At 58.1% G+C, this 22,660-nt stretch carries 24 protein-coding genes and 1 pseudogene; 21 read left to right on the top strand and 4 right to left on the bottom strand.

Annotation, left to right across the window (positions count from 1 at the left end; genetic code table 11):
- Positions 1-72 precede the first annotated feature (72 nt).
- A complete protein-coding gene (locus JFT87_RS24870; RefSeq protein ID WP_201205703.1) occupies positions 73-1,269 on the bottom strand; it encodes an MFS transporter in 1,197 nt (398 codons plus the stop codon).
- A 112-nt stretch (positions 1,270-1,381) separates the two neighbouring features.
- Positions 1,382-2,035 carry an HD domain-containing protein gene (locus JFT87_RS24865; protein ID WP_201205702.1) on the bottom strand — a complete coding sequence of 218 codons (654 nt, stop codon included), beginning with the start codon at positions 2,033-2,035 and terminating at the stop codon, positions 1,382-1,384.
- Between the two features lie 219 nt (positions 2,036-2,254).
- On the opposite strand from JFT87_RS24865, the gene JFT87_RS24860 reads away from it, so the two are divergent.
- From JFT87_RS24860 to JFT87_RS24810, 11 genes and pseudogenes are all read left to right on the top strand, one after another.
- A complete protein-coding gene (locus JFT87_RS24860; RefSeq protein WP_201205701.1) occupies positions 2,255-2,737 on the top strand; it encodes a GNAT family N-acetyltransferase in 483 nt (160 codons plus the stop codon).
- A 184-nt stretch (positions 2,738-2,921) separates the two neighbouring features.
- Positions 2,922-3,406, top strand: a pseudogene (locus JFT87_RS24855) (PAAR domain-containing protein).
- Between the two features lie 5 nt (positions 3,407-3,411).
- On the top strand, positions 3,412-4,140 hold the full coding sequence (locus JFT87_RS24850) for an alpha/beta hydrolase (protein ID WP_201205700.1): 729 nt from the start codon (positions 3,412-3,414) through the stop codon (positions 4,138-4,140).
- 1 nt (position 4,141) lies between these two features.
- Positions 4,142-4,504, top strand: a complete 363-nt coding sequence (locus JFT87_RS24845) for a hypothetical protein (protein ID WP_201205699.1) — start codon at positions 4,142-4,144, stop codon at positions 4,502-4,504.
- A 26-nt stretch (positions 4,505-4,530) separates the two neighbouring features.
- A complete protein-coding gene (locus tag JFT87_RS24840) occupies positions 4,531-4,671 on the top strand; it encodes a hypothetical protein (protein ID WP_201205698.1) in 141 nt (46 codons plus the stop codon).
- 17 nt (positions 4,672-4,688) lie between these two features.
- Positions 4,689-5,594 (top strand): hypothetical protein, encoded by a 906-nt coding sequence (locus JFT87_RS24835; protein WP_201205696.1) that lies wholly within the window; start codon positions 4,689-4,691, stop codon positions 5,592-5,594.
- Between the two features lie 89 nt (positions 5,595-5,683).
- Positions 5,684-6,676, top strand: a complete 993-nt coding sequence (locus JFT87_RS24830; RefSeq protein ID WP_201205694.1) for a 2-dehydro-3-deoxygalactonokinase — start codon at positions 5,684-5,686, stop codon at positions 6,674-6,676.
- A gap of 19 nt (positions 6,677-6,695) precedes the next feature.
- Complete coding sequence (locus JFT87_RS24825; protein WP_201205691.1) at positions 6,696-7,316, top strand: 2-dehydro-3-deoxy-6-phosphogalactonate aldolase; 621 nt, start codon at positions 6,696-6,698, stop codon at positions 7,314-7,316.
- A gap of 46 nt (positions 7,317-7,362) precedes the next feature.
- Positions 7,363-8,511: a galactonate dehydratase gene (gene dgoD, locus JFT87_RS24820; RefSeq protein ID WP_090186690.1), complete on the top strand. Its 1,149-nt coding sequence runs from the start codon at positions 7,363-7,365 to the stop codon at positions 8,509-8,511.
- A gap of 174 nt (positions 8,512-8,685) precedes the next feature.
- Positions 8,686-9,996 (top strand): MFS transporter, encoded by a 1,311-nt coding sequence (locus tag JFT87_RS24815; RefSeq protein WP_201205689.1) that lies wholly within the window; start codon positions 8,686-8,688, stop codon positions 9,994-9,996.
- A gap of 60 nt (positions 9,997-10,056) precedes the next feature.
- Positions 10,057-10,860 (top strand): IclR family transcriptional regulator, encoded by an 804-nt coding sequence (locus JFT87_RS24810; RefSeq protein WP_201205687.1) that lies wholly within the window; start codon positions 10,057-10,059, stop codon positions 10,858-10,860.
- Here JFT87_RS24810 and JFT87_RS24805 read toward each other — a convergent pair whose 3' ends face one another.
- Positions 10,861-11,913, bottom strand: a complete 1,053-nt coding sequence (locus JFT87_RS24805) for an NAD(P)-dependent alcohol dehydrogenase (RefSeq protein WP_201205685.1) — start codon at positions 11,911-11,913, stop codon at positions 10,861-10,863.
- Positions 11,914-12,105: 192 nt separating this feature from the next.
- On the opposite strand from JFT87_RS24805, the gene JFT87_RS24800 reads away from it, so the two are divergent.
- A complete protein-coding gene (locus tag JFT87_RS24800; RefSeq protein WP_201205683.1) occupies positions 12,106-12,996 on the top strand; it encodes an AraC family transcriptional regulator in 891 nt (296 codons plus the stop codon).
- A 183-nt stretch (positions 12,997-13,179) separates the two neighbouring features.
- Here JFT87_RS24800 and JFT87_RS24795 read toward each other — a convergent pair whose 3' ends face one another.
- Complete coding sequence (locus tag JFT87_RS24795; protein WP_201205681.1) at positions 13,180-14,844, bottom strand: electron transfer flavoprotein-ubiquinone oxidoreductase; 1,665 nt, start codon at positions 14,842-14,844, stop codon at positions 13,180-13,182.
- Positions 14,845-15,391: 547 nt separating this feature from the next.
- On the opposite strand from JFT87_RS24795, the gene JFT87_RS24790 reads away from it, so the two are divergent.
- The 9 genes from JFT87_RS24790 to JFT87_RS24750 all read left to right on the top strand — a co-directional run bounded on the left by JFT87_RS24790 (position 15,392) and on the right by JFT87_RS24750 (position 22,423).
- Positions 15,392-16,141, top strand: a complete 750-nt coding sequence (locus JFT87_RS24790) for an electron transfer flavoprotein subunit beta/FixA family protein (RefSeq protein ID WP_201205679.1) — start codon at positions 15,392-15,394, stop codon at positions 16,139-16,141.
- A gap of 2 nt (positions 16,142-16,143) precedes the next feature.
- Entirely contained in the window at positions 16,144-17,073 is a 930-nt protein-coding gene (locus JFT87_RS24785) for an electron transfer flavoprotein subunit alpha/FixB family protein (RefSeq protein WP_201205677.1), read from the top strand.
- A gap of 80 nt (positions 17,074-17,153) precedes the next feature.
- Positions 17,154-17,990 (top strand): substrate-binding periplasmic protein, encoded by an 837-nt coding sequence (locus JFT87_RS24780; protein ID WP_201205676.1) that lies wholly within the window; start codon positions 17,154-17,156, stop codon positions 17,988-17,990.
- Between the two features lie 9 nt (positions 17,991-17,999).
- On the top strand, positions 18,000-18,356 hold the full coding sequence (locus JFT87_RS24775; RefSeq protein ID WP_201205674.1) for a DUF4398 domain-containing protein: 357 nt from the start codon (positions 18,000-18,002) through the stop codon (positions 18,354-18,356).
- Entirely contained in the window at positions 18,353-19,165 is an 813-nt protein-coding gene (locus JFT87_RS24770; RefSeq protein ID WP_201205673.1) for an OmpA family protein, read from the top strand. Before JFT87_RS24775 ends, JFT87_RS24770 begins: the two co-directional genes overlap by 4 nt.
- A 201-nt stretch (positions 19,166-19,366) precedes the next feature.
- On the top strand, positions 19,367-20,806 hold the full coding sequence (locus JFT87_RS24765) for an aminotransferase-like domain-containing protein (protein WP_201205671.1): 1,440 nt from the start codon (positions 19,367-19,369) through the stop codon (positions 20,804-20,806).
- Between the two features lie 78 nt (positions 20,807-20,884).
- Positions 20,885-21,355 carry a translation initiation factor 2 gene (locus tag JFT87_RS24760; RefSeq protein ID WP_201205669.1) on the top strand — a complete coding sequence of 157 codons (471 nt, stop codon included), beginning with the start codon at positions 20,885-20,887 and terminating at the stop codon, positions 21,353-21,355.
- A 167-nt stretch (positions 21,356-21,522) separates the two neighbouring features.
- Positions 21,523-21,777: a YkgJ family cysteine cluster protein gene (locus JFT87_RS24755; protein ID WP_201205667.1), complete on the top strand. Its 255-nt coding sequence runs from the start codon at positions 21,523-21,525 to the stop codon at positions 21,775-21,777.
- A 40-nt stretch (positions 21,778-21,817) separates the two neighbouring features.
- On the top strand, positions 21,818-22,423 hold the full coding sequence (locus tag JFT87_RS24750) for an START domain-containing protein (protein WP_201205665.1): 606 nt from the start codon (positions 21,818-21,820) through the stop codon (positions 22,421-22,423).
- The last annotated feature ends 237 nt before the right edge of the window (positions 22,424-22,660 follow it).

Here is a 22,660-nt window from a genome sequence, read left to right as displayed (position 1 = left end):
CAGTGATTGGAATCCTTACCTGTCGTTGGTCTGCCCTATGATCGGATTGGTGCCTGAGGAACGACGAACGGTCTAGATCGCCGTCGCCGTTTTGACGTTGAATCGACGCCAGAGCAGACGACCCACGGTGATCAGCCAGTTAAAAAGCGCGACTGCCAATACCGTGAGCAGCAACGTCGCCATGCCCTGTTCAACGATGATTTTCCCGGCCAGCAACGGAAAGCCGAACACGCCGATGAAGTAAGAAAGACTGAACAGCAACAGCGCCTGCGAGGTGGTGCCAGACGGTGCTTCATTAGCCGCCAGTCCGTTGATCACCGAGTAAGTCAGGCCATAACCGACCCCGAGCATGATCGCCGCCAACAGATAACTGAATCCGCTGTGCACACCAAACGCGAACATCACAATCGAACCCAGCATCAACCCCGACAGCAGGCACGACGCCCACAGCGGATCGCGCTTGACCACATAGCCTGCAATCAACATCCGACTGCTGATCGCCGCACTCATGAAGCCCAGAAAGAACAACGAGTAGTCCAGCGATCGCGCAGCGGCGTAACTGGTCTGGAAACTCGACAGGCCGCCAAATACGCAACCACCGAGGCCGACCATGATGATCGCAAACACCGCGCGCGAGCCGAGCACTTGGGTGGTCGCCTGCCAGCTGATTCTCGCGGCGGACGTGGCTTGCGTGCTTTGCAATCGCGCGCCGAGACGCCAGAACAGCACCACGCCGATCAGGCTGGCCAGCGCTGCCAGGTAAAATGCCGCTGTCACCGGATAGCCCAACGCGCTGGCGGCGCGACCCAGCAACGGGCCGCTGCCAATGCCGGTCATCATGCTGCCCGACAGCAACGCAAAGTATTTAGCTCGTTGGGACGGCGTGACCAGGCTCGCCACAATGATCGGCCCCAAGGTGTAGAACACGCCCCAGCCGAGCCCCAGCAACAGACCGAAAAACAGCAGCAAGTTACCGAAGCCCGGTGTCAGCGCGAAGCCCAGGCTCGCCGCCACCAGCAATAGACCGAACAGGGCGATCGAACGCGCTGCACCGAGCAGGTCCGATAGATGCCCGGAGACAATCACCGCCGCAAAAGTGCTGAGCATTGCCGCCGAAATCACGCTGCCGGCGTCATGCTCATTGCCACCCCGGGAACCGATCAACAGCGAGAGCAAAAACGTCGCGCCATAGGACAGCGACAGCAGGTAACTGGCGAGGCAAAACAGGCCGAACAACTTGCTTGAGACCTGGGGTGGGGCGGTAGACATGAGGCGGTTCCTTGACCAGATAAATGAGCGCTTCATCTATCTACCATGCAAGTCGCCGATGTTAGGTCCGAGGTTGCCGATTTCAGGGTTAGCGCGGACCGGAGTAAGGGGTTCAGCAGACGCCGATTTCTTCCTTGAACAGTTCCATGAAACCCTTGAGCCGTTGATGGCGAGTCTGCGCCAGGCGTTGGCCTGTGGTCGTCTGGAAACCGTCCGCCAGGTGCAGCAGCTTGGTCTGGAAATGATCGAGGCAAAAGCGCTTGTCGTCGTAGTCCCGCGCCTTGGCTTCCGGGTCTTGCGGGTCGTACAGCGCACTGCCCATGCGCCCGGCGATATAGAACGTTCTGGCGACACCGAGCATGCCGAGGGAATCGAGACGGTCGGCGTCCTGCACTATTTTGGCTTCGAGGGTGGTCGGGGCGATGTTGGCGGAAAAGCTGTGGGCTTCGATGGCGTGGGCGACGGCAGCGATTTTTGTGTTTGGCCAATCCAGTGTCGTCAGTAGCGTTGCGGCTTTTTCTGCTGCCAATCGAGACGCCTGGGAACGCAGGGGCGAGTTCTTTTCCACCGCCACGCAATCGTGCAGCAACACCGACGCCAGCAGCACTTCCAGATCTCCGCCTTCTTGCCCATGAAGCGTGCGTACGTTGTGCCATACCCGCTGCAAGTGCGACAGGTCGTGGGCGCCGTCCTCCGAGGGTTCCAGCGCGTGGGGCAGCAACTTGGCGGCGAGGGTGGAGAGTGGCGCAAAAGCAGTGTCGTTCATAAGCATCCTTGCAGGCGTTCCTGAATTTGAAACACATGATACTTCTGTGGCGAGGGGATTTATCCCCGCTGGGGCGCGAAGCGGCCTTGAAAAATGGGACTGCTGCGCAGTCCAACGGGGATAAATCCCCTCGCCACTGGGTTCTCATCAGGTTTGGAGTGTGACGAGCGCCGATTGCCGCCTTAGTATGGCGTTTTCAACTTCTGACAAGGCACGTCCATGACGATCGAGATCCGCCCGGCGACCCCCAGCGATGCACCGCAAATTCTCGCGTTCATCACTGAACTGGCCGACTACGAACGTGCCCGCCACGAAGTCATCGCCAGCGTTGCCGACATCGAGCGCAGCCTGTTCAGCGAAGGCGCCACCGCCCACGGCCTGATCTGCCTGCGGGACGGTTTACCGATTGGTTTTGCGGTGTTCTTCTTCAGCTATTCCACCTGGCTCGGCAGCAATTGCCTGTACCTCGAAGACCTCTACATCACCCCCGAACAACGCGGCGGTGGCGCCGGCAAAACGTTGCTGCGCCACTTGGCAAAAATCGCCTGCGCCAATGATTGCGGGCGTTTTGAATGGAGCGTGCTGGACTGGAACAAACCGGCCATCGACTTCTACAAATCCCTCGGCGCGCAACCACAGGAAGAGTGGGTGCGGTATCGGATGGATGGGACGGTGCTCCGGGAATTTGCCGAAGGTGGATGATGGCAATCTGATGATTTTGTTGTGCCGACCGCTCTAGTCCGGAATTGTGCGCGCCTTTTGCGCGCTCACGGACGACACTTGCAATGCATTTGGCACTCTATCTCCACGCCCGTGGAGTCTTCGCCGTGAGCGACATGGCTATCTCCCCGCCATTACTTATAACTCATGAGCAAGGAGCTTTGACTTGAGTGGAAAACCCGCCGCGCGTGTAACCGACCCTACCGCGTGCCCATTGCCAGGCCATGGCACCAACCCGATCGCTTCTGGCTCCCCGGACGTATTCTCGCCGCCGCCCGCATGACCGACAAATCCGCCTGCGGTAGCCCGATTACCGGCGCGGTGTCCGGCACGGTGTTCATCAACGGTCTCAACGCCGCCACCCTCGACAGCACCGGTGGTCACGGCAACGTGGTAATCGGTGGCTCCGGGACTGTGATTATTGGCCAGAGTGGCGGCGGGGCTGCGTTTAGTGGGTTGTTGCCGATGCCGGTGCATTTCACTGACAGGCTACAGGTGGTTAACGAGGCCTCTGGAGAACCTATCCCCGATCATCCTTATGCGATCCAGCGAGGTGATGGGCGTATTGAACATGGCATCACCGATGAGCAAGGCTTTACCCATATGGTCAGCTCTCATTTGCCAGATTCCATAAAACTATTTGTAGAGTGACTGACATGGAAGTTGCAAATCCTGACCTTAAAAATTGCACGAAACTGGCGGCGAGTCATGACTTGACCTGCAAGACTGACCAAACCCCAAAGACAGCTGCGGTGAGTGTCAAAAAGGTAGTAGTGTTTTTCATTGGTGGTGCTGGTGATAAAGAACAGTACTATGTGAGTCAACCACCTCACGGTAATGTGACCACTGCACAAGTTCAGTTGCCAAAAAAATTGAGCGATGTGCAAATGGCGAAAGTGGATTCGGTGTATCTGAGCTATAAAGATGTACGTGGAAAGAAAGATATAGATAAGTATGTGGTGCGCCACTTGGCGGGTGATAAGTCAATTCATATAAGTATTGTTGGTCATAGTCTTGGTGGGTGGAATGGCGCCCATCTGTCAACCATACTCAAGGAGCAAGGTTACACAGTTAAGTCCTTGGTCACACTTGATCCTGTTGGTGGAGGGTTAGGGGTTTGGCTAATTTCAGATATATACGTTACTACCCCAAAGCCTTGTACGGAGTTCTGGATAAATATATTGGCCGCTCCGGCGAAGCCTAATCAGTCCGATGATATAGCCGACGACGGGGAGCGATGGAAAATGAGTGCTGGTCCAGATGTCAATGTGTCGGTAAATGCCAATCACGAATCTGCGGGCGCCATGTTCAGAGCAAAGGTCCTTGGAGAGAAGTCGGCATGTGATCTTATCGCTGAAAGAATGATCAATTACCTGGAGTCGTGAAATGAGAATGCTGCTTGTGATCCTTGTTTTGACTTCGTGTATTTCGTGCGCAAAGAGAGCGCCTTTGCCGGAATCCGATCTTGAGTTTATTTCCGTTGGTAGAAGTGAGGAAAGTGCCCTTTTGGATGTTCGCTTTAGTTCGAATACTGATCTCTTGCGTTTCTTTGAGGAAAAAGCTGGTCAAAATCAGGTGGGTGACACTTTGATCTGTTCATTGGATAAAAATGGACACTTCGATACCAAGCAGGATCTGGTCCGATATCTTGAAGGAGAAGTGGCTGAGGTGGAGAGTGAGACTTCAGGGGAAAGCATTTTTACTCGGCTGAGGTTTTCGCAGTGTATACCCCGGATGGCGGAACTCTGAGTAAGTTTATTAGCAAGGAGCAGTTATTGAGTGTGTTGGGCGTGCGTGAAGATTTGGCTTGTAAATTCAGGACTGCCGCCTATTCCTACGGTCCTTATTATTCAAATCCTATGAAGGTTCCCGCTTCTGCTTTTACTCATGCCATTGAACAGAAACGTGAGCAATGAAGATAAGGTATTCGAGGTTGTTTTTGATTGCCGGGTTTGTGTTGTGTTCGTCCTGCCTGCATCTCGACGTTCCACCTGCCAGGCTTGAGTTTGTCTCGATCAATCATGCATTTTCTTCCTTGTACGATCTGCGTTTCACCTCTGACCGAAACCTCATCGATTTGTACGAAGTGCATGGACAGAGAGGCCAGATTGGAACCTCGATTCATTGCTCGCTGAATGGTGACCTGAATTTTTCCGTCGAACATCAGATCGCTCTCGAAGCTTCGGGGACGGTCAGTGAAATGCGTTTGATCGAAGGCGACCGCCGGTATGAGATGTTTGCAAGGATCAACCTGAAGAATCACGCCCTCAACGACGGCCGGGAGTGGGTCAGGCCCGTTGAGTTGGTGCAGATCCTCAAACCGAAGGAATACATTCCATGCACGGTGGTGATCACCGCGTTTCCGTATGTCGCCTATTATTCGAGAGTCATGTACATCCCCACGTCGCGATTCATTGCCCAGTTGGAAAACCCTCGTGTGGCACCGTCGCGTGTCTCGCTTAAACCCTCTGACCAACCGCGTTCATTGCTGCCACTTGCGTCGGTGTGCATCGTGCGCTGGCGCTATGAACTGGCGCTGGGATATGACCAGATCGACAGTCTCGGGCTCTGCAGTGATGTGCCCTACGCCGGCATGCTGGCCTCGTTCGCACCGAGCAAGACGAAGTTGCGGATTATTTCAGGTTCAGAGGAAACCCCGGCACCCTTTGCGGCGTACACCATCATTCGCGGTGACGGACGTCTGGAACCCGGAATAACTGACGAGAAAGGCCGTACGCATGAGGTCGGATCCACTGAGCACGAAACATTGAGGGTGATCATCAACAAGAATCTTGACGTCGTTGAACGTTGGAATCCATGGACTAATTCCATCCCATAATATGGGAGTGATATTTATATATTGAGATTTTCCCGCGTCCGGGTTTATAGTCCAGCTCACTCACTGCCAAAAACAAAACAGGTGAAGCGATGCTGGCGCAATTGATCGCGCTCGATTGGGGGACAACCTCATTACGTGCTTACAAACTCGCCGCGGGTGGCCAGGTGCTGGAACAGCGTTCGCTGTCGTCCGGCATCATGCAATTGCCACGCACGCCGCGAATCATCAACGGCCAGGAATGCACCAACGGTTTTGAACTGGCGTTCGATGAGGCCTGCGGTGACTGGCTCGATGCCCAACCCGATTTGCCGGTGATTGCCTGCGGCATGGTCGGCAGCGCCCAGGGCTGGCGCGAAGCAGCCTACTGCGACACGCCGGCAAACGTTGCCAATCTCGGAACTTCCCTACAAACCGTTCGCAGTCTTCGCGGTGTCGATGTGCACATCGTGCCGGGTGTGATTCAGCGTTCGCGTCTGCCGAACGTGATGCGCGGCGAAGAAACCCAGGTCCTTGGCGTGTTGCAGAATCTGCCGAGCGGGGCGGGCAACGATCTGTTGATCGGTTTGCCGGGCAGCCATTCGAAATGGGTCGAAGTGGCCGATGGCTGCATCGTTCATTTCGACACCTTCATGACCGGCGAAGTCTTCGCCGTGCTCAGTGAACACAGCATTCTCGGGCGCACCCAGCAACAGGGCGCGTCGTTCGATGGCCCGGCGTTTGACCGTGGTGTGCAAGTGGCCTTGTCGGCGGACGGCGAGATCGGGCCGCTGTCGACGTTATTCAGCGCCCGCAGCCTCGGGCTGACCGGCGAACTCAGCGCCACGGCCCAGCCGGACTATCTGTCCGGCCTGTTGATCGGCCATGAACTGTCGGCCCTGGCCAACGTTCAGCGGCGCCGACGCAACAGCGTGCACCTGCCCTCGATCATTCTTATTGGTAATTCACAACTCTGTGCCCGCTACAGCCGGGCCCTCGACGCTTGCGGCTTTGCCCGAGTGACGCTGGCCGAGCAAGCCACCGAGCACGGGTTGTGGCAACTGGCGGTTGCCGCCGGACTGATCAAACACAACCCATCCCGTTAAACCTGACTGGAGGTCTGACATGCTCAAGCAAGCCCTGGCGCAAAACGGCCTGATCGCGATTCTGCGTGGCCTGCGCCCGCAAGAAGCAGCGGCCATCGGAAACGTCCTATATGCCGCCGGATTTCGCGTCATCGAAGTGCCGCTTAATTCCCCCGAGCCGTACGAAAGTATCCGCATCCTGCGCAGCACCTTGCCCGCCGATTGCCTGATCGGCGCAGGCACAGTGCTGACGCCGGAACAGGTCGAGCTAGTGAAAGCGGCGGGCGGCCAGGTGATCGTCATGCCTCATAGCGATCCGAAGGTATTGCGCGCAGCGAAAGCGGCGGGGCTCTATCTGTCGCCGGGCGTGGCGACGCCGACTGAAGCCTTTGCTGCATTGGCCGAAGGCGCGGATGTGCTGAAGATGTTCCCGGCCGAGCAGATGGGCCCAGCCGTAGTGAAGGCCTGGCTCGCCGTGTTGCCTGCCGGAACCATTTTGGCGCCGGTCGGCGGGATTACGCCGGACAACATGCAGGTGTTTATTGACGCTGGCGTCAAAGGCTTTGGTCTCGGTTCCGGGTTGTTCAAACCGGGCATGACGCCTGAAGACGTCGCGGTAAATGCCAAGGCCTACGTCGCGGCATGGAACGCTCTGCGTTAAGACTTTTTGGCGCCGAGCGCGCTGCATCTAATAAGAGAGGCAAAAGATGAAAATCACCAAACTGACCACCTTCATCGTCCCGCCACGCTGGTGCTTCCTCAAGATCGAAACCGACGAAGGCGTGACCGGTTGGGGCGAGCCCGTGGTCGAGGGCCGCGCCCACACGGTTGCGGCTGCCGTCGAGGAATTGTCCGACTACCTGATCGGCAAAGACCCACGCAACATCGAAGATATCTGGACCGTGCTGTACCGCGGCGGCTTCTACCGCGGCGGCGCGATCCACATGAGCGCCCTGGCCGGTATCGACCAGGCGTTGTGGGACATCAAGGGCAAAGCCTTGGGCGTCTCGGTCAGTGACTTGCTGGGCGGCCAGGTGCGCGACAAGATCCGCGTCTATTCGTGGATCGGCGGCGACCGCCCGGCAGACACCGCGCGTGCAGCGAAAGAAGCGGTCGAGCGCGGTTTCACTGCGGTGAAAATGAACGGCACTGAAGAGCTGCAATTCCTCGACTCCTTCGAGAAAGTCGATCTGGCCCTGGCCAACGTCGCCGCCGTGCGTGACGCGGTCGGCCCGAACGTCGGCATCGGCGTCGACTTCCATGGCCGGGTCCACAAACCCATGGCCAAGGTGCTGATGAAGGAACTTGATCCGTACAAATTGATGTTCATCGAAGAGCCGGTGCTCAGCGAAAACTACGAAGCGTTGAAGGAACTGGCGCCGCTGACCAGCACCCCGATTGCCCTCGGTGAGCGGTTGTTCTCCCGTTGGGATTTCAAACGGGTGCTCAGCGAAGGCTACGTCGACATCATTCAGCCCGATGCGTCCCACGCCGGTGGCATCACCGAAACCCGCAAGATCGCCAACATGGCCGAAGCCTACGATGTGGCGCTGGCGCTGCATTGCCCATTGGGCCCGATCGCGCTCGCGGCGTGCCTGCAACTGGACGCGGTTTGCTACAACGCATTCATCCAGGAACAGAGCCTGGGCATCCACTACAACGAGAGCAACGACCTGCTGGATTACGTCAAGGATCCGCGGGTGTTCGATTACGACAAAGGCTTCGTGAAAATCCCGAATGGCCCAGGCCTGGGGATTGAGATTAACGAGGAATACGTCATCGAACGCGCGGCAGTCGGCCACCGCTGGCGCAACCCGATCTGGCGCCATGCCGATGGCAGTTTTGCGGAGTGGTGAGTTCGCTCTGACTCAACACAAATCCAATGTGGGAGCGGGCTTGCTCGCGAATGCGGTGTGTCATTCAGCATCGATTTCGACTGACAAACCGCATTCGCGAGCAAGCCCGCTCCCACAGGGTTTCAGCGCCAGTCTTTAGATCGCCTTCAATAAACATAAGAAGAGGCACACCCCATGCAACCGCAAACCCTCACCGGGCAGGCGACGTTGGTGACGCCCAGTCGCAAGCGTTTTTTCATTATGGTGCTACTGTTTATCACGGTGGTGATCAACTACCTGGACCGCAGCAACCTGTCGATTGCCGCTCCGGCGCTGACCAGCGAACTGGGCATCGACCCAATCCATGTCGGGCTGATTTTCTCGGCGTTCGGCTGGACTTATGCAGCCATGCAGATTCCCGGCGGCTGGCTGGTGGATCGCGTGCCGCCACGAATTCTCTACAGCGTTGCACTGCTGCTATGGTCGCTGGCCACGGTGATGCTCGGCTTTGCCGCCAGCTTCATCGCGTTGTTCGTCCTGCGCATGGCGGTGGGTGCGCTGGAAGCCCCGGCGTATCCGATCAACAGCCGTGTAGTTACCACCTGGTTCCCTGAACGCGAACGCGCCACGGCCATTGGTTTCTACACCTCCGGGCAGTTTGTCGGGCTGGCGTTTCTCACGCCGGTACTGGCCTGGCTGCAACACCAATACGGCTGGCACATGGTGTTCGTCAGCACCGGTATCGTCGGCATTATTTGGGCGGTGATCTGGTACGCGGTATATCGCGAGCCTCGGGATTTCAAGGGCGCCAACGACGCTGAAATCGACCTGATCCGCGAGGGCGGCGGGCTGGTGGATATCCAGGCCGAGCAAGCCAAAGTCAAAGCCAAATTCAGTTGGATCGACCTCGGGATTGTCCTGAGCAAACGCAAACTCTGGGGCATTTACCTCGGCCAGTTCTGCCTCAACTCGACGTTGTGGTTCTTTCTGACATGGTTCCCGACCTACCTGGTGAAATATCGCGGCATGGACTTCATCAAGTCTGGCTTGTTGGCGTCGCTGCCGTTTCTCGCGGCGTTTGTCGGCGTGCTGTGTTCCGGGTTCTTTTCGGACTTCTTGATCCGTCGTGGTTACACCGTCGGTTTCGCCCGCAAGCTGCCGATCATTGGCGGCCTGCTGATTTCCACCTCGATCATCGGCGCCAACTTCGTCGAGTCGACGCCGCTGGTGATTGCCTTCCTCGCGTTGGCGTTCTTTGGTAACGGCCTCGCGTCGATCACCTGGTCGCTGGTCTCGACCCTGGCCCCGGCGCGGTTGCTCGGGCTGACCGGCGGGGTGTTCAATTTCATTGGCAACCTGTCGGCGATTACCACGCCGATTGTCATCGGTTTCCTCGCCAGCGGTGATTCGTTTGCCCCGGCGATTACCTACATCGCGGTTCTCGCATTGATTGGTGCGCTTTCCTACGTGTTGCTGGTCGGCAAGGTCGAACGTATCAAGTTGTAGTCGCAGCCGTCGGGCGACCATAATGCCGCCCGTTCACTCGCTCAACGGTAAAGGCTGGATATGCAGGAAGACGCCCCAAAAATCGCCAAGGACGCCGCGCCGACCGGCACCCAGACACTGCTTCGTGGTTTGGGTGTGGTTCAGGCCGTGGCCAGTGGCGCCCGCGATCTCAAGGAAATCGCCCGACTGATCGGCACCACGCGTAGCACCACCCATCGTCTGGCCAGTTGCCTGGTGGACGAGCGTTACCTGCGTGTGGTCCCGCAAGTCGGTTATTTGCTGGGGCCGAAGCTGATCGAGCTGGGTTTCCAGGCGCGCGAAGAGTTGCCATTGGTGACCTTGGCCGGGCCGTACCTGGATGAGTTGTCGGCATTGACCGGCGACACGGTTCACTTGGCGATCCGGGAGGGCGACGAGGTGCTGTACCTGCACAAGAATCCGGGGCGCAACGGCCCGGAAATGCGTTCACGGGTTGGCCATCGTATGCCGTTGGCGCGCACCGGGATCGGCAAGGCGCTGATGCTCGATGACACGCAGGAAGACTGGAAACGGCTGTACGAAGTCAGTCTGCCGGCGGGTGGGAAAAGTCAGTTCTGGCCGCAGCACCCGGAGCAGTCCTGGGAGCAATTTCAGCAGCGCATGGTTGAATATGTGGCGGGCGGTTACGCGTTCGATCTGGAAGACAACGAACCGTCGATCCGCTGCGTGGCAGCGCCGATCCGTGATGCCAGTAAGCGCATCGTTGCTGGCATCAGCATCGCCAGTACGGTGCCGTACATGCCGCTGGAAAAAATGGCCGAGCTGATTCCCCTGATCAAAGGGGTCACGGCTCGGCTCTCGGCGGAGCTCGGGGCTAAAGTCTGATCAGACCTTGAGCGTCGCCATGTCGATCACGAAGCGGTATTTCACGTCACCGGCAATCATGCGGGTGAACGCTTCGTTGATCTGATGGATGTTGAGCATCTCGATGTCGCAGGTGATGTTGTGCTCGGCGCAGAAATCCAGCACTTCCTGGGTTTCTGCGACGCCACCGATCAGCGAGCCGGCCAGCACTCGACGACCCAACACCAGTTTGGCTGCATGCACCGGCGGATCGACCGGTTCGATCAAGCCCACCAGAATGTGCACACCGTCGAAACGGAGTGTATCGAGGTAGGGATTGAGGTCGTGCTGCACCGGAATGGTGTCCAGCAGGAAGTTGAAATGGCCGGCCGCAGCTTTCATCTGCTCAGCATCGGTGGACACAATCACGTGGTCCGCGCCCTGACGGCGAGCTTCTTCAGCCTTGCTCGCCGAGCGGGTGAACAACGTCACTTCAGCGCCCATGGCCTTGGCGAACTTGATGCCCATGTGGCCGAGGCCGCCCATGCCGAGAATCCCGACCTTGTCGCCTGCCTTCACGCCGTAGTGCTTGAGCGGCGAGTAAGTGGTGATACCGGCGCAGAGAATCGGCGCGGCACTGGCCAGGTCGAGTTTTTCCGGAATGCGCACCACGAAGTGCTCGCTGACCACGATGCTGTCGGAGTAGCCGCCCATGGTGTTGCTGCCATCGACCCGGTCCGGGGTAGCGTAAGTCATGGTCGGGCCTTCGAGGCAGTATTGCTCGAGGTTGGATTGGCAGGCTTCGCAGCGGCGGCAGGAATCGACCATGCAACCGACGCCGACCAGATCGCCGATTTTGTGCTTGGTCACGTTCGTACCGATGGCGGTAACTTTACCCACGATCTCGTGGCCAGGCATCAGCGGGTAAACGGCAATGCCCCATTCGTTGCGTGCCTGGTGGATGTCGGAGTGGCAGACGCCGCAGTAGAGAATCTCGATCGCCACGTCGTCGGCCCGAGGGCTGCGGCGTTCAAATTTCACGGGGGCGAGGGGAGTGGTGGCCGACTGGGCGGCGTATCCGATAGCGGTGTACATGAGGAACCTCGCAAAAGCGGTGACAGGTGAGGTGGGCCATTCTGGGCGTGGTGCCTGAGGGCGGCCATGGCGATTCCTCCGGGTGTCATGCCTAATCCTCCGGCATGTGCCTCGGATTGGTCGCATTGGTCCTCAGACCTGCGATGATGTTTTCATCCCGATTTCTGCAACTTTTTCTGTGATGAACTTCCCATGTTGTTGACCCGTCATCTCGATGCCAATGCCACGTTGGTTTCACTGCTCCAACCTCTGACCAATCGCGACGGTTTCGCCCCGACGGCGTTGCCGGGTGTGCAGGTGTTGCGCGCCAGTTGCGATGTGGCCCGTGGTCCGCAGATCTATGAGCCGAGCCTGGTCATCATCGTTCAGGGCAGCAAACTGGCGTATTTGGGGGCTCGTACGCTGGAATATGGCGCCGGGCATTATCTGATTCAGGCGCTGCCGGTGCCGTTCGAGTGCGAAACCTTTGCCGCGCCGGAGGGGCCGATGCTGGGGATTTCCATCGCCATCGACCGGGTACTGCTTGGCGAATTGGTGTTGGCCATGGGGCTGGTGTCGGGGCGTAACATTCCTGCGCAGACACTGGAGTCCATGACCTCGACGGTGCTCGATGATGGCATGCGCGGTTGCGTGGAGCGGTTGTTGCGCTGTCTGCACGATCCGCTGGAATGCCAGATCATGGGCCAGGCGCGTTTGCGGGAATTGTTGTTCGTCGCATTGCGTGGTCCGCAGGCTGATGTATTGCGCGCGTTGGTGGAGCAACAGGGGCAGTTCGCGCGGATTGCGGCTTCACTCAACCATCTGCACGGGCATTTCACCGAGCCGTTGAATGTCGAGACCCTGGCCAGTTGCGCGAATATGAGTGCGTCGACCTTTCATGAGCATTTCAAGCGCAGCACGTTGTTGTCGCCAGTGCAGTATTTGAAGCGCTTGCGGTTGCTCAAGGCGCAGCAGTTGTTGATGTCGGAAGGGTTGGGCGTGGCGCAGGTCGCGCACCGGGTGGGGTATCAGAGTACGTCGCAGTTCAGTCGCGAGTACAAGCGCTACTTTGAGCGCAGCCCGGGCGACGAACGCGCTGCCTGAGGATTTACACAATCATTGTGGGAGCTGGCTTGCCAGCGATGAGGCCGGCACATTCAGCATAGATATCGCCTGATCCACCGCCATCGCTGGCAAGCCAGCTCCCACAGGTATTGATGTGATGCACTGAATCGTGGGCAACAAAAAGGCCCCCATTTCGGGAGCCTTGATGTTCAAGCGTTCGGCTTACATGTTCGGGTAAGTCGGGCCGCCAGAGCCTTCCGGTGCCACCCAGGTGATGTTCTGCGAAGGGTCCTTGATGTCGCAGGTCTTGCAGTGAACGCAGTTCTGGGCGTTGATCTGGAAGCGCTTCTCGCCGTCTTCCTTGGTCACCACTTCGTACACACCGGCCGGGCAATAACGCTGGGCGGGCTCATCGTACAGCGGCAGGTTTTTGCTGATCGGGATGCTCGGGTCGGTCAGCTTCAGGTGGCACGGTTGCTCTTCTTCGTGGTTGGTACCGGAGATGAACACCGAGCTGAGTTTGTCGAAGCTGATCTTGCCGTCCGGTTTCGGGTAGTCGATCTTCTTGCAGTCCGCCGCGAGCTTCAGGCAAGCGTAATCCGGCTTGGTGTCGTGCAAGGTGAACGGCAGTTTGCCGCCGAAGATGTTCTGGTCGAGCCAGTTGAAACCGCCACCAACGATAGCGCCGAACTTGTGGATCGCCGGGCCGAAGTTGCGGCTGGCGAAAAGTTCATCGTAGAGCCAGCTCTTCTTGAAGGCGTCGACGTAGGTGGTCAGCTCTTCGGTGCCGTCCTTGTCAGCGAACAACGCCTCGGCCACCGATTCAGCGGCGAGCATGCCGGACTTCATCGCGGTGTGGCTGCCTTTGATCTTGGCGAAGTTCAGGGTGCCGAGGTCGCAACCGATCAGCGCGCCGCCCTTGAAGACCATTTTCGGCAGCGAGTTCAGGCCGCCCTTGGCGATCGCGCGAGCGCCGTAGCTGATGCGTTTGCCGCCTTCCAGATACTGCTTGAGCACTGGGTGATGCTTGAGGCGCTGGAATTCATCGAATGGCGACAAGTAAGTGTTGCTGTAGGAAAGATCGACGATCAGACCGACCACCACCTGGTTGTTTTCCAGGTGATAGAGGAACGAGCCCCCGGTGTTCTCGGTGCCCATGATGTCCAGCGGCCAACCGGCGGTGTGCACCACCAGGCCTGGCTGATGCTTGGCCGGGTCGATTTCCCAGATTTCTTTCAGGCCAATGCCGTAGTGCTGGGCGTCGGCTTCGCTGTCGAGGTTGAAGCGCTTGATCAGTTGCTTGCCGATGTGGCCACGGCAACCTTCGGCGAACAGCGTGTACTTGCCACGCAGTTCCATGCCTGGGGTGTACAGGCCTTCTTTCGGATGGCCTTCGCGGTCAACGCCCAGATCACCGGTGATGATCCCGCGGACTACGCCGTTCTCGTCGAACAGCGCTTCCTGAGCGGCGAAGCCTGGGTAGATTTCTACGCCCAGGTTCTCGGCTTGCTGGGCCAGCCAGCGGCACAGGTTGCCCAGGGAGATAATGTAGTTGCCTTCGTTGTGCATGGTCTTGGGCACAAGGAGGTCTGGAATTTTTTGCGCGCTGTCGGCGTTCTTGAGAACGAAGATGTCATCGCGGGTGACCGGCGTGTTCAGCGGGGCGCCGAGTTCTTTCCAGTCCGGGAACAATTCGTTCAGGGCGCGGGGTTCGAACACCGCACCGGACAGGATGTGAGCACCGACTTCGGAGCCTTTTTCGACCACGCAGACGCTGATTTCCTTACCGGCTTCGGCGGCTTTCTGCTTCAAGCGGCAAGCGGCGGAAAGACCCGCGGGGCCGGCACCGACGATGACCACGTCGAATTCCATGTATTCGCGTTCCACAGGTTATCTCCTACTCAAGGCTCAACAGTTTTTTTTCTAATATGGAGGTTTGGTGTCGCATCCATGAACCCCAGCGCAATGCCGGAAGTGGACAATCGATGAACCACCTTTCTCTCTAGGTGGCGCATTATATCTACACCACTCCTAGCGTCCAATACAAACGTTTGTTTGAATCGGCTCCAGGCCAGAGAAATCAAAGTAACTCGGCTTATGACTGGCCATTTTGCCGTATTGACCGGAATAGGCGTTCCGGTCAAGATACGGGCGGTTTTGCGCTCGCCGTAGGCTGACTGTTGGTTTCAAGAGCACCTCTAAAGACAGGGCGATGGCAGTACAAGGTGATGCGCAGCGAAGATTCGGCGCGCAGTTTACACGCCGCGGTAATGAATGACTCGTCAGTCACCACTGACGAACGGTCGTCATCTACTGCGAACAGTGTCACCCCGTTCAGATGCCAGCGTTTTTAGAGGTGCCCTTGCGCCCACGAGCATCAACCGCCAGGTTCGCCTAGGCGACTTTCTTTTCACCGGAGAGTAACGAGGAATCCATGAAGGTTCTTGTAGCTGTCAAACGCGTTGTGGATTACAACGTCAAGGTTCGCGTCAAGGCGGACAATTCCGGCGTCGACCTCGCCAACGTGAAGATGTCGATGAACCCGTTCTGCGAAATCGCAGTGGAAGAAGCCGTACGCCTGAAAGAGAAAGGTGTTGCGACTGAAATCGTCGTCGTCTCGATCGGCCCGTCCACCGCCCAAGAGCAACTGCGCACCGCGCTGGCTCTGGGTGCCGACCGCGCCATCCTCGTCGAATCCGCTGAAGATCTGACGTCCCTGGCCGTTGCCAAACTGTTGAAAGCTGTTGTCGACAAGGAACAGCCTCAGATGGTGATCCTCGGCAAACAAGCCATCGACAGCGACAACAATCAGACTGGCCAGATGCTCGCTGCATTGAGCGGCTACGGTCAGGGCACGTTCGCGTCCAAAGTCGAAGTGTCCGGCGACAGCGTTGCCGTGACCCGTGAAGTTGACGGCGGCGCGCAGACCGTTTCCCTGAAACTGCCGGCCATCGTCACCACCGACCTGCGTTTGAACGAGCCGCGCTACGCGTCCCTGCCAAACATCATGAAAGCCAAGAAGAAGCCTCTCGAAGTGCTGACTCCTGAAGCTTTGGGCGTTTCCACCGCCTCCACCAACAAGACCGTGAAAGTCGAAGCGCCGGCTGCACGCAGCGCGGGTATCAAGGTCAAGTCGGTGGCTGAACTGGTCGAGAAACTGAAAAACGAAGCGAAGGTAATCTAATCATGACTATCTTGGTAATCGCAGAGCACGACAACAAGGTAGTGGCCCCGGCCACCCTGAACACCGTGGCTGCCGCTGCGAAAATCGGTGGCGACATCCACGTATTGGTCGCTGGCCAGAACGTTGGCGCCGTGGCTGAAGCCGCCGCGAAAATCGCAGGCGTAGCTAAAGTGCTGGTGGCCGACAACGCCGCCTACGCTCACCAACTGCCGGAAAACGTCGCTCCTCTGGTTGCAGAGTTGGGCGCTGGTTACAGCCATATCCTGGCTGCCGCGACTTCCAACGGTAAAAACATCCTCCCGCGCGTTGCCGCGCAGTTGGACGTTGACCAGATCTCCGAGATCATCTCGGTCGAAAGCGCTGACACCTTCAAGCGCCCGATCTATGCCGGTAACGCCATCGCTACCGTTCAATCGAACGCTGCGGTCAAAGTGATCACCGTGCGTGCCACCGGTTTCGACCCGGTTGCCGCTGAAGGTGGTTCGGCTTCGGTTGAAGCGGTTGCTGCTGCTCACGACGCTGGCACTTCCAGCTTCGTTGGCGAAGAACTGGCCAAGTCCGATCGTCCGGAACTGACCGCTGCCAAAATCGTCGTTTCCGGCGGCCGCGGCATGCAGAACGGCGACAACTTCAAACACCTGTACGCTCTGGCCGACAAGCTGGGCGCGGCAGTCGGCGCTTCCCGCGCTGCGGTCGACGCAGGTTTCGTACCCAACGACATGCAGGTCGGTCAGACCGGCAAGATCGTTGCTCCACAGCTGTACATCGCGGTCGGTATCTCCGGCGCGATCCAGCACCTGGCCGGCATGAAAGACTCCAAAGTGATCGTTGCGATCAACAAGGACGAAGAAGCGCCGATCTTCCAGGTGGCCGATTACGGCCTGGTGGCAGACCTGTTCGAAGCAATCCCTGAGTTCGAGAAACTGGTCTAATCCAGTCGCTTGACTTATAAAGAGCCCGACCTTTTGGTCGGGCTTTTTTTTGTTCCGAATTTGAGTGGGAGAGTTTTGCCATGGATCTGCGCCGCCTATGTGGCTGGTCATTGCTGATGGGATTGGCGGTTTTTCCAGGGCTAACTGTCGCCGCGGGTAAGTGTGAGCGCCTGGTGGTCACCGGCAGCCCGGATGCGCCGCCTTATCTGTGGCAAGACCCGCAAAACCCCAAACATCTGATCGGCGCCAGTGCTGACTTGTTGCAGCAAGTGGCGGGGGAGTTGGGCATCAAGGTCGAAATGCTCTACGCCGGCAAACGCTCCCAGGCTCTGGACGAAGTGCGCAGCGGGCGCATGGACATGCTGGCGGACGCACCGTTGACGTTCAATGAGTTGGAAAATCTCGATTACATCCACCCGCCGCTGCTGGAAAACGACTATCTGGTTTGGACTCGCAAAGGCTCGGCCCTGGCCTACAGCGAAGCGAAAGACCTGCACGGACATCCCGGCGCCGTGTCGGAAAAGGCTCGATTGACCCAGGAATTCGGCACCTTCGCCGAGCAGCAATTAACCCTCAGCCGTACTCCAAACCTGACCCAGGCCTTTCAGAAATTGCTGTTGGGTGAGGTGGAATATGTACTCGCCGGGCGCTACGCGGGCATGGCCGCCGTGCAGGCATTGGGCATGGTCAATGACCTGCAGGCATTCCCGCAGCCGGTCGACAAACCTGGCCTGTTCCTCGCGGTTTCCCATAACTCCGCCTGCAACGATCCTTGGTTGCGCGGACAGCTGGCCAAAAAGATGACAGAATTGCCCGCGTCCGGACTGACGGAAGCCGTGCTGCAACGCAATATCGAGCGCTGGAAGGCGCAACAACAGCAACTGCAGCCACAACCCGCCAGTACCCCAAAACAGTAGGGATTTTTAGTGAGTATTCGACCTCTTTTCGCTGCCCTGGCCGTTCTGGCTCTGGCGGGTTGTGCAGCCGATCCGGCGCCGAATGAACAAATACGCCTGACCGAGCAGGCACTCGAACAAGCCAAAGCCGTTGGCGCCACTGTTGATGATGTGCCAGAACTGAAACTGGCCGAAGACAAGTTCAACCGTGCCAAGGGCAACATGACCGACCAGTCCTACAGGAATGCGCGCATGCGGGCCGAACAAGCCGAGCTGGACGCGCGTCTGGCCGAAGCCAAGGTCCTGACCCTCAAGAGCCAGGAGCAGTTGGACGTACTCAATACCCGCATCGCTCGTCTGCGCAAGCAACTGGGAGATGCCCAATGAGCCTCAAGACCAAAGCAATCGGTGGTTTGATCCTGGCAGGCTGCGCCAGCCTGTATGGCTGCGCCGGTCAGCACAGCGACGTCGCGTTGCAGCAGGCTGGTACGGACTTCCAGAAGGTCAAGGAAGATTCCAACGTGCTGCGTATCGCGCCCAAGGACGTTATCCGCGCCGGCGAGTCCCTGGCTCGGGCCGATCGCCTGTCCACCTACTGGGGCAGCGGTTACGACGTGGTGCATTACGCGTATCTGAGCCAGCGCTACAGCGAAATTGCCCGCGAACACACCAATCAGGTGCTCAACGAGGAGCAAGCCGCGAAGCTCGAACTGGAGCGTCAGCGCCTGCAACTGGCCCTGCGCGAATCCAAGTTGCTCAGCGTGCAGCAGCAGGGCAAGTGGCTGGAAGAACAGATCGTGGCGCTGGCCACCACCCAGACTGATCGCGGGCTGGTGATGACCTTGGGCGACGTATTGTTTGACACCGGCGAAGCAGAGTTGAAGAACTCGGCGAACCGTGTGGTGCTGAAGATCGTTCAGTTCCTGCAGCTCAATCCCAAGCGCGTGGTGCGGATCGAGGGCTACACCGACAGCACCGGCGGCAAGCAGGACAATCTCAAGCTGTCCCGCGACCGTGCGCAATCGGTGGCAGACGTGCTGATGGACCTGGGCATCGAAGACAAACGCATTCAGGTCGAAGGCTACGGCGATGAATACCCGGTAGACGTGAACGCCACTGAGCGCGGTCGCGCGCAGAACCGTCGGGTGGAAATTGTGTTCTCCGACGAAAAAGGCCAGCTCGGCGCCGCCCGATAAGGGCTGCGTCACTGGAAAACCCGGCCTGCCAGTCAGCGCCGGGTTTTTTTGCGCCTGCCAATTGCTTCGCAAAGCAGTACAGATTTTGCTGACACCGCACTGTACGGTCGACTATTGTGGCAACTGTCCCAGTACACTTCTAAACTGTTCCGGTATTGTTTCACACAAGAATAAAATGCCCGTGAAATCGAGTGCTGCGTCATGACCAATCTTTTGCTCTACCAACGTATTGCTCAGCAACTGGCCGAGGACATCCGCCGTGGTGTCTACCAACCGGGGGAGCGCGTGCCTTCGGTGCGCAAGATGAGCTCGCAGCTCAATGTCAGCCATGCAACGGTATTGCAGGCTTACGCCAACCTCGAAGACCAGGGCCTGATCCGCGCCCGGCCGCAGTCCGGTTATTACGTGCACCAGACCCCGGCCCTGACCGCGCCGACACCCGACATTGCCAGGGTCGAACGGCCTGGGCTGGTTACCCGCAGCAGCATCATTCAGCAAGTACTGGTTGAATCCCGTCGCGAGGGCGTCTTCCCTCTGGGCGCTGCCGTGCCGAGCGTCGACTATTTGCCGGTGCGGGCGCTGCATCAGCAGTTGGCCAAGGTCACCCGATTTCATAGTCCGCGGGCGTTCAGCTACATGTTCAGCCCAGGTTTCGAACCGTTGCGCCGTCAGGTCGCGATCCGCATGCGCGATGCTGGCGTGGTGGTCGATCCGTCTGAAGTGGTGATCACCCACGGTTGCGTCGATGCCTTGCAGATGTCGCTTCGGGTCCTGACCCGGCCGGGCGACCTGATCGCCGCCGAGTCACCGACCTATTACGGACTGCTGCAACTGGCCGACTTGCTCGGTCTAAAAGTCATCGAAATTCCCAGCGATCCCGCCACCGGCATGAGCCTGGAAGCCTTGCAACTGGCCGCGAACCAGTGGTCGATCAAGGCCTTGGTGCTGACCACCCGCCTGAGCAATCCGCTGGGCGGCACCATGCCTGAAGAGCGCCAGAAGCAATTGCTGCGCCTGGCCTCGGATTTCGACATCCAGATCGTCGAAGACGATATCTATGGCGAATTGATGTTCGAGCAGGGCCGTACCAAAGCGCTCAAGGCTTACGACCGTTTGGATCGGGTGATCTATTGCTCAAGCTTCTCCAAAACCCTGTCGCCGGGCGTGCGGATCGGCTGGATGATTGCCGGCAAGTACCAGCAGGAGATCCAGCGTTTGCAAACGTTCAGCACCCATTCGGCGTGCAGCGTCACGCAGATGGGCATCGCGGCGTACCTGGAAAACGGTGGCTACGACCGGCATTTGCGCTATATCCGTCAGGAGTATCGCAAAAACCTCAGCGCTTTCCAGTTGGCGGTACAGCAGTATTTCCCTGAGGGTACGCAGATGAGTCGGCCAACGGGTGGCTTTATTCTGTGGGTCAGCCTTCCGGGACGGGTCAACACTCAGGAGTTGCATGTGCGCGCACTGCAGCAGGGCATCAGTATTGCGCCGGGGCTGATTTTCAGTAATACGGAGCAGTTCAATCACTGCATTCGCCTGAACTGTGGCACACCCTGGAACCGCGAGGCCGAGCGGGCATTGATGACGCTTGGCATGCTGGCGACCCAACTCTGCCAGGAGACGGCTGGCGGATTCTGAACGAACGAAGGGTCGCGCTTGTCTTGTGACGTCCAACAAGCGAGCATATGGCCCTCTGCCGTCAGACTCGTTGGGTCCATGAAAGCGATTTTTCCTGCCACCTGGGTTTTGCTGTGCTTGCTGATGATCGGTCATGCGCCTGCTGTTGTGGCGGCCACGGTTCAGGAAAAACCGGCCGCCACCAGTACAGCGAAAAAATCGGTGGCTGTGAAAAAAGCAGTGCCCGCCAAGAAGCCCCAACAGAAAATCGTCAAGAAACGCCCACCGATAGCTGCCAAGTCGAAACCCGCCAGTGAAGTGGCGAAAACCAAATTACCAGCGGCCAAACTCGATCTCAGCCTGCCCAGGGACATGGTTCAAGAACTGAAGCCCAAGGGAACCATTGACCTGCCTAAGCGCGAGCCAATCCTGCCGCAAATGTTCGGCGACAAGACCAGTCAGTTCCAACTCAATGGTCGTCTGATCAGCAACGAAATGCAGCTGCAACTGCGTAACGAAGAGCGGCGTGACGTTGAAGGTGCGGCGCTGGAGTTCGAGTTCAAGCAGTAAATCATGCCCATCTGCAAGCCGCAGGCCAGACACTTCGTCGGAGACTGCTCAGTCACGTTCGCTTGAGCGAAAAAAACCCCGGCCCAGGTAATTTTAAACAGTCGTTTTAGCGGTTACTCTGTGCCACGTCCCTTTTACATATTGCCCGTCGCGAGGTGCTTGTCGTCATGAAATGCCGTGAAGGCTGTGGCGCTTGTTGTATTGCCCCTTCCATCAGTTCAGCGATTCCCGGCATGCCCAATGGCAAAGCCGCCGGAGAACGTTGCATACAACTGTCTGTCGAAAACTTGTGCAATATTTTCGGCCAGGCAGAGCGCCCGGCAGTCTGTTCGGCCTTTGAAGCCGATGTCGAGGTCTGCGGAAACAGCAGTGAAGAAGCCATCCGGTTGATTGGCTGGTGGGAGCAAATGACGGCCGCGTGATGTGTCAAAGAACGGAACTTCAACAATAAGGAATAAGACTATGGGTTCGCTGCATCGTATTGCTGTGCTGTGTGGTTTGACGGTTCTGCTGGCCACCTCGGCTGCTCAGGCCGACGATTGGAAAGTCGCCAAAAACGAAGACGGCATCAAGGTTTCCCTGAGTGAAGTGGCCGGCTCCGATTACAAGGCCTATCAGGGCGTCACCCTGATGAAGACCACCATCGCCAAACTGCGTGCGCTCCAGGAAGACGTGGCGGGAGCCTGCACCTGGATTCACGAATGCAAAGCCCAGAAGTTGCTGAAGCACGAAGGCGACCAGAGCTGGACCTATACCCAGTTCAACACCCCATGGCCAGTGACCGCGCGTGATTCGGTGTTGCACGTCACCACCATCGAAGGTGCCGATGGCAGCCTGACCCGTAAGCTCGAAGGCGTGCCGAAGTACATTCCTGAGGAAAAAGGCTTTGTACGGGTCACCAAGGTCGACGGCTTCTGGAAGTTCGTGCCTAAGGGTGATCAGGTCGAAGTGACCTATCAGGTGCACACCGAGCCAGGTGGCAGTGTGCCGTCGATGATCGCTAACAAGTTCGTGGTCGATGCCCCGTTTAATACCTTGAAAGCCCTGAAAGAACGCGCCGAGAAGTAACAGCGCCGCGCTTTCGACAACGCCCCGACTTAGTTCGGGGCGTTTTTGTTTGGGGGTTGAGCCGATATCAGCCGGTTATGCGCAATCCAATGTGGGAGCGGGCTTGGCTGAGAGGTATCAGTGCAGCGGCTTTATTGTGTTTCCAGATATGCGTTGCACGAAATTTTCACAAAGTCTCCAAGACAATCCGACCTCGCCACTTTCCCCACGACTTAGCCTCAATGCCCGTGTTCCAGA

The sequence above is a fragment of the Pseudomonas sp. TH15 genome, from assembly GCF_016651105.1.
Lineage (GTDB): Bacteria > Pseudomonadota > Gammaproteobacteria > Pseudomonadales > Pseudomonadaceae > Aquipseudomonas.
The sequence above is the reverse complement of the archived record's forward strand: the minus strand, read 5'-3'. Positions and strand labels throughout refer to the sequence as shown.